Source organism: Citrobacter sp. Cpo103, assembly GCF_030332605.1.
GTDB lineage: Bacteria > Pseudomonadota > Gammaproteobacteria > Enterobacterales > Enterobacteriaceae > Citrobacter > Citrobacter portucalensis.
In genome coordinates, this window is sequence record NZ_JAOWHO010000025.1 from 17,582 (window position 1) to 34,384 (window position 16,803).

Below are 16,803 nucleotides of genomic sequence, written 5' to 3' on the forward strand. Positions count from 1 at the left end.
ATGCGCTACGCTTATCCGGCCTACAGCTCGCAAAGACTTGTAGGCCGGATAAGGCATTAGCCGCCATCCGGCAATAATCACTTGAGGGCGATTGTTTTCAACGTTACTGTTTCCCTGTCTGCTGCCTGCAAGGGATTAACATGTATCACGACATCAGCCACCTGCTCTCTCGCCTGATCAACGGCCCCACGCCGCTGCGCCAGATTTACTTTGCCAGCACCAGTAGCTCAACGCCGGAACTGGCGTATCAGGTCGATTTTCCCCGACTGGAGATTGTGCTGGAAGGTGAATTCACCGATAACGGTGTTGCTGGCGCATCCGCGACGTTACAGCCTTACGATGCCTTGTTCGTTCCGGCTGGTGGCTGGAACTTTCCACAGTGGCTCACACCGGTGACCACGCTCAGTATCTTATTTGGCAAACAGCAACTGGGTTTTAGCATCGTGCAGTGGGACGGTAAGCAATATCAAAACCTTACCCGTCAGCACGTCGCGCGGCGTGGACCGCGTATTGGCTCATTTCTGCTGCAAACGCTCAATGAAATGCAGATGCAGCCGCAGGAGCAGCAAACCGCCAGGCTAATCGTTGCGAGCTTGCTGAGCCACTGCCGCGATTTGCTCGGCAGCCAGATCCAAACCGCATCACGCAGTCAGGCGCTTTTCGAAGCCATTCGCAACTATATTGACGAACGCTACGCTTCACCGCTCACCCGAGAATCCGTCGCGCAGGCGTTCTACATCTCACCCAATTATCTTTCCCACCTTTTTCAAAAAACGGGCGCTATCGGTTTTAACGAATACCTGAACCACACGCGACTGGAACACGCAAAAACGCTGTTGAAGGGTTACGAATTGAAGATTAAAGAGGTGGCGCACATTTGTGGGTTTGTTGACAGCAACTACTTCTGCCGCCTGTTTCGCAAAAATACCGAACGTTCGCCATCAGAATACCGTCGGCAGTACCACAGCCAATTGACGGAGAAAGAAGCTAATCCAGAGTAAGATGCGTATGCTGTGGCGCTGAAAGCAGCTTTCGCACGGCGCTCATCACCCGATGCGGCTCACGCAGAAATGCGCTAATGCCCGACTGAACGTATCGGCTCTGCGTAAAACGCTCTGCTCCTGCCGGTTCAATATCAGTAATCAGCAACACCACATCAGCGCGGTTAATATCCTCTTCCGTCAGGCGATTTTCGGTACCCAATGCACCCTGAGTTTCGATCTTGATACTCCATTTTTCTTGCTGGCAGAGTTTCTCCAGCCGCTCAGCTGCCATATAGGTATGGGCCACGCCGCTTACGCACGCGGTGACAGCAACCAGATATCGTACAGGTGCGATGGTCATACTATCCTCCTACTGTTACCTGAAATCCGGCGCATTCTGCCATCTTACGTATACTATCCACCTCTTGCGCCGTCGGTACGGGCACTTCTTTCATCAACCAGGGCATACCGAGCAGGCTGTATTTTGGCTCGCCATATTGATGAAACGGTAGCAGGTGTACCTGCTTTATGCCTAGTGATGACAACATCGTCAACACATGCTGCGTGTTATCTGAATTCATCGTAAAGCCTGGAATCAGCGGCAGGCGAGGTATGACATTAACCCCTTCCTCCACCAATAGCCGTAAATTCGCCAGCACACGCGGCAGATTCATGTTGATGATCTCACGTGCCAAATCTCGATCCATTATTTTGAGATCGAACAGCACCTCATCACACTCTTTTGCCAGCGATAACAAGCGACCGGCCGGCGCATCGCCAGCCGTTTCAATTGCACAGCGCACATCCCAGCGCCGCAGACGTTGCAGGAATCGTGTGGCAAAGGGCGCTTGCATCAGCACTTCACCGCCGGAAAGCGTCACGCCCCCGCCAGAGGTGCGAAAGAAAATATCATCTTTCATCACTTCACGTTCCAGCTCGTCCAGCGTGATATCACGACCAATACGCTCAAACGCACCGGAGGGACACTCGTCAACATCACGCAGACAGGGTGTGCAGTGCAGGCATTTACTCTCCCGCCGTACCGTTTCAATACGTGGGGAGAGAGATTCAGGGTTAGCACACCAAGGGCAGGTATGCGGACAGCCTTTAAAAAAGACGACCGTACGAATACCCTGCCCATCATTCAGTGAGTAACGCTGAATGTTGAATATACGCGCGACTTCCTCGCCACGGGGGTCAATTACTTCACAGTTGATGCGCGGTGCGGCGAATGATGTCATCCTGGATCTCCTTCGACAGCTCGACAAAGAAGGCGCTGTAACCCGCCACGCGCACCACCAGCCCGGTGAAATCCTGCGGGCGCTGCTGTGCTTCGCGCAATGTGTCGGCATTTACCACGTTAAACTGGATGTGCTGGAGCTTGAGCTGGGTAAATGCCCGCAGAAAATCCGCCAGCTTGCGTAAACCGGCCTCACCTTCCAGTGTGGCTGGCGTAAACTTCACATTCAGCAACGTCCCATTGGAAAGTAGCGTGTTATCCAGCTTGCTGACCGACTTCAATACCGCCGTCGGTCCTTGCATATCCTGTCCCAGCATCGGCGACAGGCCCCCATCTGCCAGTTGTTCCCCGGCGAAGCGGCCATCCGGTGTTGCCCCAACGACCGAACCCAGCGGCACGTGCGCAGAGACGGTATACGAACCCGGCGTAAATTGCCCGCCGCGTGGATTCTGGTATTTCTCTACCTCTTTGCAGTAATGACGCAGCAGTTCGGCGCTGATGTTATCTACATCATCGATATCGTTGCCGTATTTTTCGAAGCGATTGATCAGCCTGGCGCGAACTTTCTCGCCTTCCGGGGTAGCAAAGTTATCTTTTAGCACCAACAAAAGCTCATCAAAAGATAAGCGCTGTTGTTCGAATACCAGCCCATTGAGCGCATGCAGCGAATCGCTCAGGTTTGCAATACCGATCCCCTGTACGCCGGAGAAGTTATACCGCGCGCCACCGTCGGTAATATCGCACCCTTTATCCAGACAGTCGCTAATAAACGAGGAGAGCAGCGGCACCGGCGCCCAGTCGCGGTGACCGATATCGCAGATATTACTGCCCTCGACCATCAACGTGATGTAGTGGCTGATTTTGGCACGAATATGCGCCAGGAGATCGTCGTACGTCAGCGTGCGGTTGCCTTCGTTCTCATGCAGACAGATTTCCATCACTTTCAGCAGATTAAACATGGCGATATCGTGCAAACCGTATGTTCTGCCTGGAATAGACAGCTCGACACAGCCTACTACCGCGTAATCCCGCGCATCTTCCAGCGAAACACCGCGATTCAGAAACGCGGGCACCACTACTTCATCGTTAAAGATTTGTGGGATGCCGGTACCAAGACGAATGGTCTGTGCTGTTTTCATCAGGAACGGTGTATCGATCAACGCGTTCGTGCGCACACCGAGATTTGGTTGTGGCAGCTGTACGTTCTGATACGCATCAAGACAGAGGAAAGACAGTACATTTACCGCACTACGACCATTCTCCGTTAATCCCCCCAGTAGCGCGGTGTAGCCTGTTGGAAAGCCAGCGAAATAGCGCGCGCTGCTGGTGGATCGCAGTAGCACAATGTCATTACATTTTACCCACAGGGATTCGAGGATCTCTTGTAAGAATGCCGGGTCTTCCCCCTGCGTCAGCGAAGCCTGATAAAACGGCAGCATATACTGGTCGAAGCGTCCGAGTGAAAGCGAACTGGCGTTGGATTCATATTGCAAAATAATGTTCATGTACCAGAACAGCTGACATGCCTGCCAGAAGGTTTGCGGCTTGCTCTGGGCGTTATGCCGGGAGTTTTCAGCAATCGTCAGTAATTCCTGGCGTCGCTGCGCATCCGGGCAGCTTTCCGCCATCTTCTCTGCCAACATAGCGTAACGCAGAATATGGTTTTGCGAAGCCTCAAGCAGCAACAGCGCAGCCTGATAAAAGTGATTATCCGGCTGCTGCAGACAATGCGCCCGCATCTGCGCTACCAGCTCGCCAAGCCCGTGATTCAACAGGCGTGGATAATCAATAATGATATGTCCCTGACCTTTGTCAGTCTGGTTAATGCTAAAAATCTGGGTACTGACGGCGGCTTTTACCTCATCGGTCATCTGACCGTTGATGAAATCTTTCATCGACCGCTTTTCCCAGTACGGATACAGCACATCACGATAGCGATGTTTATCCTCTTCGCTGATGTCAAAACGGTCCTGCGGACGGGTTGGAAACTGCTCCAGCTCTTTAAGCAGCCAGTAAGGATCCATTTCCGGCGACATAATGCCCGCACGCGGTTTAACGGTACGGTTTCCGGCAATCAGTTCCTCATCACGAATCGAAATCTCAACGTGCTCAAGAATATATGCGGTGGCTTTCGCCCGACGCAGAATAACCGGCTCTCCCTCCGTCTGCTGGTGGCTGGCGGTATATAACAGCGCACGCTCAAGCGAAATTTCACGGTTGTTCTGAAACAGAGCGTTTTTTAAACGTTGGATACGGTTAGTCATGAGGAACTCCCTGGAACCTGTCCATCAAGCTATCTTATTTGTCATTTTGAGCCAGGGCAGTGCTCGCGCCCCTCACGTACTGCGTGTACACTCGGGTTCCTGCGCGCTGTCCGTGTTCAAACTGCCTGCAACGATAACGCCTGATGAAGCAGGCTCTAAAAATGAAAAGTTAAGCGGTTTGCGCCAGATGCGCGCCAATCTTGTTCATGATGGCGTCGGCACGTTTCACTGCATCGCTGATGTTGACGCGAACGATAGTTTTGCCTGCAAAACGTTCTTCAAATTTAATACCAATGTCCTTGGTCAGAATAACCATGTCGGCTTCCGCCACATCCGCCGCGGTCAGTTCGTTTTCCAGACCGATCGACCCCTGAGTCTCAACCTTTACTTGCCAACCTTTGGCTTTAGCGGCGCTTTCCAGCGCTTCGGCTGCCATATAGGTGTGGGCAACGCCAGAAGGACATGCGGTTACTGCGATAATCTTGGTCATGACTCATTCCTCACTTAATTCATTTCAAAATCTAAATCCAGGTCATCTTCTTTCTGATCGACCTGAGACACTTTTTTCCGCGCCAGACTTTTCAGTACGTTAACGCACACGGCGGTCACTACAGCACCAACGGCAACCGCCGCGATATAACCCAGTTTTCCTTCCACTACAGGCAGAACAATCAGTCCGCCCCAGCCGGCATAACACTGCGCACCAAACAGGGCGGCGGTTACCGTGCCGCAGGCGGAACCCACCATAATCGATGGGATGACGCGCAGCGGATCGGCTGCAGCAAACGGAATCGCGCCTTCTGTTACGCCAACACAACCCATTACCAGCGCAGCTTTACCGGCTTCGCGTTCTTCAGAAGAGAAGTTCTTACGACCAATCAGCGTCGCCAAACCTAAACCCAGCGGCGGCACGCAGATCCCCACCGCAGCGATTGCCACCACGGTATAAACCCCCTGCGCCACGCAAATCAGCATGAAAGCGTAGGCAACTTTGTTAATTGGCCCTCCCATATCGAAGGCCAACATCAGTCCCATAATTACCGCCAGCAATACGATGCTGCCCTGTTGCATACCCTGCAGCCACTCGGTCAGGCTCGTGGTTAACGCGCCAACGGGTTCTCCCAAGCCCCACATCATGATGCCTGCGGTGATAAAAGTGCCGACGATAGGAATAACAAAGATAGGCATTACCGAGCGCAACACCTTATGAACCGGGATCTTCTTCAGATAATGGACGACGATACCGCCAATAATCCCGGCAATTAATGCGCCAAAGAAACCTGCACCGAAGCTGTTTCCCACCCATGCGCCAATCGCACAAGGGGCCAGAGCAGAACGTTCAGCAATGGAATAGCCGATATAAGCGGCAAGAAATGGCACCATCAGCGTCAACCCAGCGACCCCAATATCAAAAAGCTTTTTGAGATTAGGATCGGTCGCAGCATCCGGTACCGCGCCCTTGCCATACAGCATGACGGAGACAGCCAGCAAAATACCGCCCGCTACGACGAAGGGAATCATATGCGAAACACCGGTCATCAGGTGCTGACGAGTATTTTTCAGGATTTGTACCAACTCTTTCATACGTCGCTCCCGGGCTGCCTAAAGCCCATATCCATAAACTTGTTGCGGAAAACAATAGGCAATCCGACGCGACGCAAACAGTGGATAAAAAGGCCATTTGCTGGACTTTTGTAATGTCAGTACAAAAATGCGATCCGCCTCATAACTTGCAGTTTCTCGGAATTTATAGGGGATACGCTGACTTGTGAGGGATGTCTCACTTTGATGGTTACATTACATTTATCCAGTTTTTGGCAGTTTTGTCACATGGCATGCTCAGGCGTTGCCCTTTTATCCTGTAGCGAGAAATCGTTATGGGAGATGAGGCTATGGCCCTGATTGTGGAATTTACCTGTGAGCTACCCAATGGCGTACATGCACGCCCGGCAAGCCACATAGAAACGCAGTGCAACACCTTTACCTCGCACATTGAGTGGCACAACCTGCGTACCGAACGTAAGGGCAACGCTAAGAGCGCGTTATCGCTGATTGGCACCGATACTCTGGCGGGTGATAGCTGTCAGTTGCTGATTTCCGGTACAGATGAACAGGCAGCTCACCAGCATCTGAGCCAATGGTTACGTAATGAATTTCCGCACTGCGATGCACCGCTAGCGAAAGCCAAAAACAACGAGCTGGAGCCACTTCCGGCATCGCTCACCCATTTAAATCCACAGCTTTTCCGCGCTCGCACCGTCTGCAGCGGCAGCGCAGGAGGCGTTCTGAGTCTGCTTTCTTCGCTGGATCTCAACGCGCTCAGTAACCTTCCATCCGCTCAGGATATTGAAACCGAGCAAGCGGCGCTGGATAACGGTTTAACGCTGTTGATGAAGAATATTGAGTTTCGATTACTCGACAGCGACGGCGCTACCAGCGCGATTCTGCAAGCACACCGCTCGCTGGCAAGCGACCTCTCACTGCGCCAGCACCTGCTCGCCGGCGTATCACGCGGGTTAAGCTGCGCCCAGGCGGTTGTTGAAAGTGCCGGACATTTTTGTGATGAATTCTCCCGTTCAAGCAGCAGTTATTTACAGGAGCGTGCGCTGGATGTACGCGATGTTTGCTTCCAGCTTCTGCAGCAAATTTATGGAGAACAGCGCTTCCCTGCGCCGGGAAAACTGACCCAGCCTACGGTTTGCATGGCGGATGAGCTAACACCGAGCCAGTTCCTCGAACTGGATAAAACATTGCTGAAAGGCTTGCTGTTAAAAAGCGGTGGTACTACGTCACACACGGTGATTCTCGCCCGGTCATTCAACATCCCTACGCTGGTTGGCGTAGATATTGAATCTTTGAGGCCATGGCTGCAGCAAACAGTTTATATCGATGGTAACGCAGGAGCAGTCGTCGTTGCCCCTGATGAATCTGTCGTACGTTACTATCAGCAGGAAGCCCGTATCCAGGATGCCATTCGGGAACAACAACGTATCTGGCTGACCCAGGAGGCACGCACGGCTGATGATATCCGCATGGAAGTCGCCGCCAACATAGCCCACTCCGTGGAAGCGCAGGCAGCCTTTAGTAACGGTGCGGAAGCAGTTGGCCTGTTCCGTACGGAAATGCTGTATATGGACCGTACCTGCGCCCCGGATGAGAACGAGCTATACAACATTTTCTGCCAGGCGCTGGAACCCGCACAGGGACGCAGCATTATTGTGCGCACCATGGATATCGGCGGTGATAAACCCGTTGATTACCTGAATATTCCTGCTGAGGCCAACCCGTTCCTCGGTTATCGTGCGGTGCGTATCTATGAAGAATATGCCGCATTGTTTACCACGCAACTGCGATCGATCCTGCGCGCCTCAGCGCACGGTAGCCTGAAAATCATGATCCCAATGATCTCCTCCATGGAAGAGATCCTGTGGGTCAAAGAGAAACTGGCTGAAGCCAAACAGCAGCTACGAAGTGAACACATTCCGTTTGATGAGAAGATCCAGCTCGGTATTATGCTGGAGGTTCCGTCTGTGATGTTCATCATTGACCAATGCTGCGAAGAGATTGATTTCTTTAGTATTGGCAGCAATGACCTAACGCAATACTTACTGGCGGTCGACCGCGACAACGCCAAAGTTACCCGCCACTACAACAGCCTGAATCCGGCCTTCCTGCGCGCACTGGATTACGCCGTGCAGGCAGTACATCGACAGGGGAAATGGATTGGCCTGTGTGGTGAACTGGGTGCCAAAGGTTCTGTACTGCCACTGCTGGTGGGGCTGGGCCTGGACGAACTTAGCATGAGCGCTCCCTCCATTCCCGCCGCCAAAGCGCGGATGGCGCAACTCGACAGCCGCGCCTGCCGTCAGTTGCTGAATCAAGCGATGGCTTGTCGAACTTCGCTGGAGGTCGAACATCTGCTGGCCCAGTTCCGCATGACCCAACAGGATACTCCGCTGGTTACCGCCGAGTGCATCACGCTGGATAGCGACTGGCGCAGTAAAGAAGAGGTCATCAAAGGGATGACCGACAACCTCCTGCTGGCAGGCCGTTGCCGCTATCCACGTAAACTGGAAGCAGATCTGTGGGCACGCGAAGCCGTCTTCTCTACCGGATTAGGTTTTAGCTTCGCCATTCCACACAGCAAATCCGAACATATTGAGCAGTCCACCATCAGTGTAGCGCGCCTGCAAGCGCCTGTACGTTGGGGTGATGATGATGCGCAGTTCATTATTATGCTGACGCTCAACAAACATGCCGCTGGCGATCAGCATATGCGTATTTTCTCGCGTCTGGCGCGCCGCATTATGCATGAAGAATTCCGTAACGCGCTGGTTAGCGCCGCCTCAGCCGACGCTATCGCCAGCCTGTTGCAACATGAACTTGAACTTTAAAGAGGATGTTTTTGTATGGAACTTTATCTTGATACCGCCAACGTCGCGGAAGTTGAACGTCTGGCACGCATCTTCCCTATCGCGGGTGTCACCACCAACCCAAGCATTGTAGCGGCAAGCAAAGAATCCATCTGGGATGTACTGCCACGCCTGCAAAACGCCATCGGCGAAGAGGGTATTTTGTTTGCCCAAACCATGAGCCGAGACGCACAGGGCATGGTGGAAGAGGCCAAACGCCTGAGCAACGCGGTGCCCGGTCTGGTAGTGAAAATCCCGGTGACATCCGAAGGTCTGGCCGCGATTAAGATGCTGAAAAAAGAGGGCATCACCACGCTAGGAACCGCGGTTTACAGTGCTTCTCAGGGGCTACTGGCTGCGCTGGCGGGAGCTAAATATATCGCACCTTACGTTAACCGTATCGACGCGCAGGGCGGCGACGGAATTCGCACTGTACAGGAACTGCAAACGTTACTGGAACTGCATGCGCCAAACAGCATGGTACTGGCAGCCAGCTTTAAAACCCCGCGTCAGGCGCTGGATTGCTTACTGGCAGGATGTGAAGCTATCACCCTGCCATTAGACGTAGCGCAACAAATGCTCAATACCCCTGCGGTAGAGTCAGCAATAGAGAAGTTTGAGCAGGACTGGAACAACGCATTTGGTCACATCAACCTGTGAGGGAAATAAAGTATGGATCGCATTATTCAATCACCTGGTAAGTACATCCAGGGTGCCGATGTTATTACCCGTCTTGGCAGCTACCTCAAACCACTGGCAGAACGCTGGCTGGTCGTTGGGGACAAGTTTGTCTTAGGTTTTGCCCAGGGCGCACTGGAAAAAAGCTTCCAGGATGCCGGACTGGCGCTGGAAATTGCACCGTTTGGCGGCGAATGTTCACAAAACGAAATCGACCGTCTGCGCGGCGTGGCAGAAAAAGCGCAGTGTGGCGCAGTACTTGGTATTGGCGGCGGTAAAACGCTGGATACCGCCAAAGCGCTGGCGCACTTTATGGGCGTGCCTGTCGCCATTGCCCCAACCATCGCCTCTACCGATGCGCCGTGCAGCGCGCTGTCCGTCATTTACACCGATGCCGGTGAATTCGATCGCTATCTGCTGCTGCCCAACAACCCGGACAGGGTCATTGTGGATACCAAAATTGTCGCGGGCGCACCGGCACGTCTGTTAGCTGCGGGTATTGGCGATGCGCTGGCGACCTGGTTCGAAGCCCGTGCCTGTTCACGTAGCGGCGCAACCACCATGGCGGGCGGTCAGTGTACTCAGGCGGCGCTGGCGCTGGCAGAGCTGTGCTTTAATACGCTAATCGAAGAAGGTGAAAAAGCGATGCTGGCAGCCGAGCAGCACGTGGTTACACCGGCACTGGAACGTGTTATTGAAGCCAACACCTATCTGAGTGGCGTCGGTTTTGAAAGCGGTGGTCTGGCAGCGGCTCACGCCATTCATAACGGTCTGACCGCAATCCCGGATGCGCATCACTACTATCACGGCGAGAAAGTGGCTTTCGGTACGCTGACGCAGCTGGTGCTGGAAAACGCGCCGGTCGATGAAATTGAAACCGTTGCAGCACTGTGCCATTCCGTTGGCCTACCGATTACCCTGGCGCAACTGGATATCAAACAGGATATCCCAGCGAAAATGCGCATTGTGGCTGAGGCAGCCTGTGCCGAAGGCGAAACCATCCACAACATGCCTGGCGGCGCGACGTCGGACCAGGTGTATGCCGCCCTGCTGGTGGCTGATCAGTACGGTCAACGTTACCTGCAAGAGTGGGAATAACCTGCAAATAGAAAATCCCCGCAAAAGCGGGGATTTTTTTATTCATACCATGCCGGATCCGCGCAAGCGACATCCGGCATTAGCTGTTACAGCAGATCGAAACGATCCAGGTTCATTACTTTCACCCATGCGGAAACGAAATCTCTCACAAACTTCTCGTGAGCATCGCTGCAGGCATAAACTTCAGCCACTGCGCGCAGTACGGAGTTAGAACCGAACACCAGATCGGCGCGGGTTGCCGTGTATTTTACTTCGCCGCTCAGACGGTCACGACCTTCGAACAGCTCTTTTGACTCATCAACCGCCTTCCACTCATGACGCATATCCAGCAGATTGACGAAGAAGTCAGTGCTGAGTACGCCTGGACGATCGGTAAAGACGCCGTGCTGGCTACCGTCGAAGTTGGTGCCCAGTACACGCATACCGCCCACCAGCACGGTCATTTCCGGTGCGGTCAGCGTCAGCTGCTGTGCTTTATCAATCAGCAGCGACTCGGTGGTCGACACGTCTGGACGAGAGCGGTAGTTACGGAAACCATCGGCAATCGGCTCGAGCAATTCGAACATCTCAATATCCGTTTGATCCTGGCGCGCATCCACGCGGCCCGGCGCAAAAGGTACTTTGATGCTGACACCCGCAGCGCTAGCCGCCTGCTCTATACCAACAACCCCGGCCAGCACGATAATATCGGCTAACGAAGCGGTATGGGCTGACTTATAAATGCCTTCCAGCACAGGCAGTACGCGTGCCGCGGTAGCATTCACATCCCAGCCACGCTGTGGGTCCAGCGCCAGACGCGCACCGTTAGCGCCGCCACGTTTATCCCCACCGCGGAAAGTTGATGCGGAAGCCCACGCTACCGATACCAGTTCGCCCACGGACAACCCGGAAGCGGCGATGGTCGCCTTCAGCTTCAGAATATCTTCTTCGCTTGGGTTGAAGAACGCATGCGGCAGCGGGTCTTGCCAAATCAGATCTTCTTTTGGTACTTCCGGTCCGATGTAGCGCGATTTTGGCCCCATATCACGGTGCGTCAGCTTAAACCATGCACGGGCAAACGCTTCGTTAAACGCCTGCGGATCGTTCAGGAAACGGCGGGAGATCTTTTCGAACTCAGGATCAAAACGCAGCGTCAGGTCGGTAACCAGCATCGTCGGCTTACGTTTTTTCGATGGATCAAACGGATCGGGAATAATTTCTGGTGCGTCAACGGCTTCAAACTGAATCGCGCCTGCCGGACTGCGAGTTTGTACCCACTCGTATTTGAACAGGTTCTCGAAGAAATAGTTGCTCCATTGAGTCGGCGTCTGCGTCCACACAACTTCCAGACCGGAAGTAATTGCGTCTGCACCCGCGCCGCTGCCGTAGCTGCTGGCCCAGCCCAGGCCCTGCGCTTCAATCGGCGCGGATTCTGGATCGGCCCCAACGTGCGAAGCCGGTGCTGCGCCGTGGGTTTTGCCCAACGTATGACCGCCGCCAATCAGCGCCACGGTTTCTTCGTCGTTCATGCCCATGTTACCGAAGGTCGCGCGAATCGCCGCTGCCGCTGAGAGCGGTTCGCCGCTATGGTCCGGCCCTTCTGGGTTTACATAGATAAGACCCATTTCGGTCGCGCCCAAAGGCGCTTTCGCCAGCTCTTCCGGGTGACGGTGGGTCAGCCAGGCTTTTTCATCACCCCAGTTTACGTCGAGATCCGGTTCCCAGACATCTTCACGACCAGCACCGAAGCCGAAGGTGCGGAAGCCGGAGTTTTCCAGCGCCACGTTGCCCGCGAGGATAAACAGGTCGGCCCAGGATATTTTCTGACCATATTTCTGCTTGATAGGCCACAGCAGGCGACGCGCTTTATCCAGGCTGACGTTATCTGGCCAGGAGTTCAGTGGTGCAAAACGCTGCTGTCCGCGACCCGCGCCACCGCGTCCATCGATGGAACGATAGGTCCCTGCACCGTGCCATGCCATGCGGATAAATAATCCGGCATAGGTTCCCCAGTCAGCGGGCCACCACGGTTGAGATTCGGACAGAAGGGCTCTGAGATCCCCTTTCAGGGCAGAATAGTCGAGTTTGCTAAACTCTTTACGGTAGTCGAAGTCCTCACCCAGCGGGTTCGAACGATTAGAATGTTGGTTTAAAAGATCAACGCGGAGTTGATTTGGCCACCAGTCGCGGTTATTCGTTCCTGCTCCTGCGCTCTGATCGTGACCGCCCTGATGAAAAGGACACTTACCGGCAGTTGATGCGTTCTGGCTATCGTCGGACATGCTCATCTATATGCTCCCTTTACAGTGTTCTGACTACGATATACACCACCAGAGATAAGATATAGTCGAAATAACCCACAGATTCGATAGCTAATTCCTTTTATATTTTAAGTTACAGAGATGTAGATCAAAATGATCAAAAAAAAGCCCTCCGTAGAGGGCTGGGGCATCTGTTTAATTCGGTCTTACACCCAGTGTGTGACAAATTGCGTAGCTCATCTCGGCGCGGTTGAGCGTATAGAAGTGAAAATCTTTCACCCCTTCGCGACTGAGGATCTTCACCATGTCCATGGCAATATTCGCACCCACCAGCTTACGGGTTTCGGCATCATCATCCAGACCATCAAACATGGTCGACATCCAGGAAGGGATACGAACATTGGTCATATCGGCAAATTTTTTCGCCTGTTTAAAGTTAGATACCGGCAAGATGCCCGGAATAATTTCCACATCGATACCCGCAGAAACGCAGCGATCGCGAAAACGCAGATAGCTTTCTACATCGAAGAAAAACTGGGTGATCGCGCGGTTTGCACCGGCATCTACCTTCCGCTTCAGGTTCAGCAGATCGGCCTGAGCGCTCTTCGCTTCCGGGTGTACTTCCGGATAAGCCGCAACGGAGATATCAAAATCCGCAACGTCTTTCAGCAGAGTCACCAGGTCAGAGGCATACATATCCGGTTTACCGCTTCCCGGCGGCAAGTCACCGCGCAGAGCAACAATATGACGAATACCGTTATTCCAGTAGTCCTGAGCAATGGTCCGCAGCTCATCGCGGGTTGCATCAATACAGGTCAGGTGCGGAGCCGCTTCAAGACCCGTGCGATCCTTAATGCCTTTAATAATGCTGTGCGTGCGGTCGCGCTCACCAGAGTTTGCACCGTAGGTGACTGAAACAAACTTCGGCTTCAGGCTGCTCAGGCGATCGATGGAGTTCCACAGGGTTTGCTCCATTTCACTGGTGCGCGGCGGGAAAAACTCAAACGAAACGTTAATCTGACCCTGCACTTCCGCCAGGCTCTGATTCAGGGCTTCCCGCTGGTTGGCGTGAAAAAAGCTCATACCTTACCTCATCAATCTTTTGTCGTTATATGTTGTGTTGTGAACTGCTATACGTTTAGACGTCTAGATGTAAAAATGACGGAAAAGCACGCTGGCGTCAACACAAAAATCATCGTTAAAGGTGAGGAATACTCAGCCAATGTGAAAAAAATTCACATCAGCCTGAAATGATGGGGGATTGCGGCACGACCGTCTGCAAGCCGTTAACGAGAGCGGTGACAGCCTCGCCTCTGGCCAGAGCGCGGGTAAGACGCAATACGGGTAGGTTTAACCCAGGATGAGAGTTGAAGTGATTATGCAGAAGGCTGTTGACGTATTTTATCCGGCCAGGGTCACAAACGAACCGTCGGCCGGATCATCCGGCAACAAAAACTACAGCAGTTGCGCCAGACGGTTGATGTCTGACTGAATAGCGCCGGCGGTGACGTCACGACCTGCGCCCGGTCCACGGATCACCAGCGGGTTATCGCGATACCAGCGGCTTTCAATGGCAAATACGTTATCACACGGCAACAGCGCCGCCAGCGGGTGTTCAGGACGAACCGCTTCAACACCAACGCGCGCTTTACCGTTAGCATCAAAACGCGCCACATAGCGTAGCACCAGCCCCATTTCACGCGCCGCTTCCAGACGCTGCACCATCTGTTCGTTCAGCTCATCACCATTCTCAAAGAAATGGTCAATAGAGCCTTCTTCACAGTGCGCAGGCACCAGCGATTCCACGCGAACCTGGTCCGGTTCGATGTCGTAACCTGCTTCACGCGCCAGAATCACCAGCTTACGCATCACATCTTTGCCAGAAAGATCTACGCGCGGATCGGGTTCAGTCAGACCCTGTTGCCACGCCTGATCCACCAGATCGGTGAACGGGACCGTACCATCAAATTGCAGGAACAACCACGACAACGTGCCTGAGAAGATCCCGCTGATCGACAGAATGGTATCTCCGCTATCAATCAGATCGCGCACGGTATGGTTGATCGGCAAGCCTGCACCCACGGTGGCGTTATACAACCAGTGGCGACCGGTTTTTTCAAAAGCGTCATGAATTTGGCGATAATTATGACTGCTGCTCGCCCCCGCCAGTTTGTTGGCGCTGATAACGTGGAAACCATGGCTGGCAAAATCCAGATACTGATCCGCAAGTTGCTCGCTGGCAGTAACGTCCAGCACCACTAAATCATCATACGGGTGAGCACGCATCCACAGGAATAGAGACTCTTCATCCTGCTCTACTGCCTCGTCATCAAAGAAAGCTAACGCGCGGCTGGCATCCAGCCCTTCGTAATTCAGCAGGCTACGACGGCTATCAACCACACCCGCCAGCACAAACTCTAATCCGGTGCGCGCCGAGAGCGTGCTCTGCTCGCGAGCGAACAGCTCCAGCCAGCGCGAACCAATGTTGCCTTTGCCGAACAACACCAGACCAATGCGTTTTTCGGCGCGGAAAATTGACTGATGCAGGCCCTGAATCAGGCTCTCTGTTGGCCCAGTACGCAGTACCGCGACCAGGCTGATACCCTCTTCCGATTGCCAGGTGAATTCAACCGGCTGACCTTTCAACTGTTGCCAGAAACGGTGGCAATGCAGCGGATTACGGGTGACGCCCGCCCCGACCATCGCCACCAGAGCCAGCCCCTGGCGCAGACGCAGCTCGCCTGGCAGACCAGCTTCATCAAGAATTTTCAGTGCGCCGTCAGCGACTTCGGAGGTATAGCAAAATTGCAGCAGTTGGCGGTCAGGATGCACACCCACAGCCAGCGGACGCACCTGGGTACGTTTTAAAACCTGATCAATCTCTTTATAAGCCAGCTTAAAGTCCTGGCCAGTCGGAACCAAAAACTCAATCAGGCAGACGTCATCATGACTGGTCACAATACGCGCCCCGGTACCGGAGGCTAGTACGCGTTCAATGCGCGTTGAACCCTGCTCCGGCGTATAGCTACAACGCAGCTGGAGATCGATATCGCTACCGGAAACCGGCTGTAAGGTACGGGCATGGAGAACCGGTGCCGCCAGACGCGCCAGTTCGCTGGCTTCATCCAGACGCAGCAGCGGCAGCAAACAGGCGTCTTTTACTTTACGCGGATCCGCGCTGTAAACCCCGGCGACATCGCTCCAGATAGTTACGCGAGAAACGCCCGCCAGCGCGCCAACCTGCGTCGCCGAGTAGTCGGAGCCGTTACGCCCCAGCAGGACCGTTTCACCGGAATTGCTGCGGCTAATAAAGCCGGTAACCACCAGCCGTTTACCCGGATGCTGCGCCAGCAGTTGCTGTAGCAGCGGGTAAGAAAGACCTTCATCTACCTGCGGCTGGGCACCGCGTTCAGCACGTAAAAAATCGCGCGCATCCAGCCAGGCTGACTCCAGCCCCTGTTGGTTAAGGACCGCAGACATCAAACGCGCGGACCATACCTCACCATGCCCAACAACCTCAGCATAGACGGCATCGTTCACACCGCTGTCGAGTAATCCGGCCAGACGCTCCAGATCGTGAATAAACGCGCCAATCAGTCCATCCGCTACCTCAGGAGGTAACAAACCGCTGATAAGCTCACTTTGATAGCGACGTAACGCCTGTTGAACCTGATGCGCAGAAAGGCGATCGGTCTGGCTTAATTTCAGCCAGCTAATCAACTGGTTAGTGGTACTGCCTGCGGCTGAAACAACCATCATGTCATCAGGCTGCGAGTAATCCGCCATAATGCCTGCGACACGCAGATAACATTTCACGTCTGCCAGACTACTACCACCAAATTTGTGCAGTTGACGACCCTTCGCCCCTGCCTGCGCAATCACACTCAT

Annotated in this window: 12 protein-coding genes; 4 read left to right on the forward strand and 8 right to left on the reverse strand. The window is 53.8% G+C overall.

The genetic code is table 11. The features are described 5' to 3' along the window. Window positions 1-140: 140 nt before the first annotated feature. Window positions 141-1,001 (forward strand): helix-turn-helix transcriptional regulator, encoded by an 861-nt coding sequence (locus OGX89_RS07250; protein WP_003825144.1) that lies wholly within the window; start codon window positions 141-143, stop codon window positions 999-1,001. Here the strand turns inward: OGX89_RS07250 and OGX89_RS07255 are convergent. From OGX89_RS07255 to OGX89_RS07275, 5 genes are all read right to left on the reverse strand, one after another. After that, window positions 988-1,344: a PTS fructose-like transporter subunit IIB gene (locus OGX89_RS07255; RefSeq protein ID WP_003825145.1), complete on the reverse strand. Its 357-nt coding sequence runs from the start codon at window positions 1,342-1,344 to the stop codon at window positions 988-990. The genes OGX89_RS07250 and OGX89_RS07255 overlap by 14 nt on opposite strands. A gap of 1 nt (window position 1,345) precedes the next feature. Then, entirely contained in the window at window positions 1,346-2,224 is an 879-nt protein-coding gene (locus tag OGX89_RS07260) for a [formate-C-acetyltransferase]-activating enzyme (protein ID WP_126957419.1), read from the reverse strand. After that, on the reverse strand, window positions 2,190-4,487 hold the full coding sequence (locus OGX89_RS07265; RefSeq protein ID WP_126319606.1) for a formate C-acetyltransferase: 2,298 nt from the start codon (window positions 4,485-4,487) through the stop codon (window positions 2,190-2,192). The genes OGX89_RS07260 and OGX89_RS07265 overlap by 35 nt, the downstream gene beginning before the upstream one ends. Before the next feature lie 169 nt (window positions 4,488-4,656). Then, entirely contained in the window at window positions 4,657-4,977 is a 321-nt protein-coding gene (locus tag OGX89_RS07270; RefSeq protein WP_003825151.1) for a PTS fructose-like transporter subunit IIB, read from the reverse strand. Between the two features lie 14 nt (window positions 4,978-4,991). Then, the gene (locus tag OGX89_RS07275; RefSeq protein WP_003825153.1) at window positions 4,992-6,071 is read right to left on the reverse strand and encodes a PTS fructose transporter subunit EIIC; all 1,080 of its coding nucleotides are present in this window, start codon (window positions 6,069-6,071) and stop codon (window positions 4,992-4,994) included. 308 nt (window positions 6,072-6,379) lie between these two features. On the opposite strand from OGX89_RS07275, the gene ptsP reads away from it, so the two are divergent. The 3 genes from ptsP to gldA are packed head-to-tail and all read left to right on the forward strand — an operon-like array spanning window position 6,380 to window position 10,675. Further along, window positions 6,380-8,881 (forward strand): phosphoenolpyruvate--protein phosphotransferase, encoded by a 2,502-nt coding sequence (gene ptsP, locus OGX89_RS07280; RefSeq protein ID WP_126957469.1) that lies wholly within the window; start codon window positions 6,380-6,382, stop codon window positions 8,879-8,881. A gap of 15 nt (window positions 8,882-8,896) precedes the next feature. Beyond that, entirely contained in the window at window positions 8,897-9,559 is a 663-nt protein-coding gene (fsa, locus tag OGX89_RS07285; RefSeq protein WP_003825157.1) for a fructose-6-phosphate aldolase, read from the forward strand. Window positions 9,560-9,571: 12 nt separating this feature from the next. Then, window positions 9,572-10,675, forward strand: a complete 1,104-nt coding sequence (gldA, locus tag OGX89_RS07290; RefSeq protein WP_126957421.1) for a bifunctional L-1,2-propanediol dehydrogenase/glycerol dehydrogenase — start codon at window positions 9,572-9,574, stop codon at window positions 10,673-10,675. An 86-nt stretch (window positions 10,676-10,761) separates the two neighbouring features. Here the strand turns inward: gldA and katG are convergent, their stop codons facing one another. The 3 genes from katG to OGX89_RS07305 form a co-directional block, all read right to left on the reverse strand. Next, a complete protein-coding gene (gene katG, locus OGX89_RS07295) occupies window positions 10,762-12,942 on the reverse strand; it encodes a catalase/peroxidase HPI (protein ID WP_126957423.1) in 2,181 nt (726 codons plus the stop codon). 168 nt (window positions 12,943-13,110) lie between these two features. Continuing rightward, on the reverse strand, window positions 13,111-13,998 hold the full coding sequence (gene metF, locus OGX89_RS07300) for a methylenetetrahydrofolate reductase (protein WP_003825161.1): 888 nt from the start codon (window positions 13,996-13,998) through the stop codon (window positions 13,111-13,113). Window positions 13,999-14,370: 372 nt separating this feature from the next. Then, window positions 14,371-16,803 (reverse strand): bifunctional aspartate kinase/homoserine dehydrogenase II, encoded by a 2,433-nt coding sequence (locus tag OGX89_RS07305; RefSeq protein WP_003825164.1) that lies wholly within the window; start codon window positions 16,801-16,803, stop codon window positions 14,371-14,373.

Coding starts and splice junctions, on each gene's coding strand:
- OGX89_RS07250 (WP_003825144.1), top strand. CDS start 141: ATGTATCACGACATCAGCCACCTGCTCTCTCGCCTGATCAACGGCCCC.
- OGX89_RS07255 (WP_003825145.1), bottom strand. CDS start 1,344: ATGACCATCGCACCTGTACGATATCTGGTTGCTGTCACCGCGTGCGTA.
- OGX89_RS07260 (WP_126957419.1), bottom strand. CDS start 2,224: ATGACATCATTCGCCGCACCGCGCATCAACTGTGAAGTAATTGACCCC.
- OGX89_RS07265 (WP_126319606.1), bottom strand. CDS start 4,487: ATGACTAACCGTATCCAACGTTTAAAAAACGCTCTGTTTCAGAACAAC.
- OGX89_RS07270 (WP_003825151.1), bottom strand. CDS start 4,977: ATGACCAAGATTATCGCAGTAACCGCATGTCCTTCTGGCGTTGCCCAC.
- OGX89_RS07275 (WP_003825153.1), bottom strand. CDS start 6,071: ATGAAAGAGTTGGTACAAATCCTGAAAAATACTCGTCAGCACCTGATG.
- ptsP (WP_126957469.1), top strand. CDS start 6,380: ATGGCCCTGATTGTGGAATTTACCTGTGAGCTACCCAATGGCGTACAT.
- fsa (WP_003825157.1), top strand. CDS start 8,897: ATGGAACTTTATCTTGATACCGCCAACGTCGCGGAAGTTGAACGTCTG.
- gldA (WP_126957421.1), top strand. CDS start 9,572: ATGGATCGCATTATTCAATCACCTGGTAAGTACATCCAGGGTGCCGAT.
- katG (WP_126957423.1), bottom strand. CDS start 12,942: ATGAGCATGTCCGACGATAGCCAGAACGCATCAACTGCCGGTAAGTGT.
- metF (WP_003825161.1), bottom strand. CDS start 13,998: ATGAGCTTTTTTCACGCCAACCAGCGGGAAGCCCTGAATCAGAGCCTG.
- OGX89_RS07305 (WP_003825164.1), bottom strand. CDS start 16,803: ATGAGTGTGATTGCGCAGGCAGGGGCGAAGGGTCGTCAACTGCACAAA.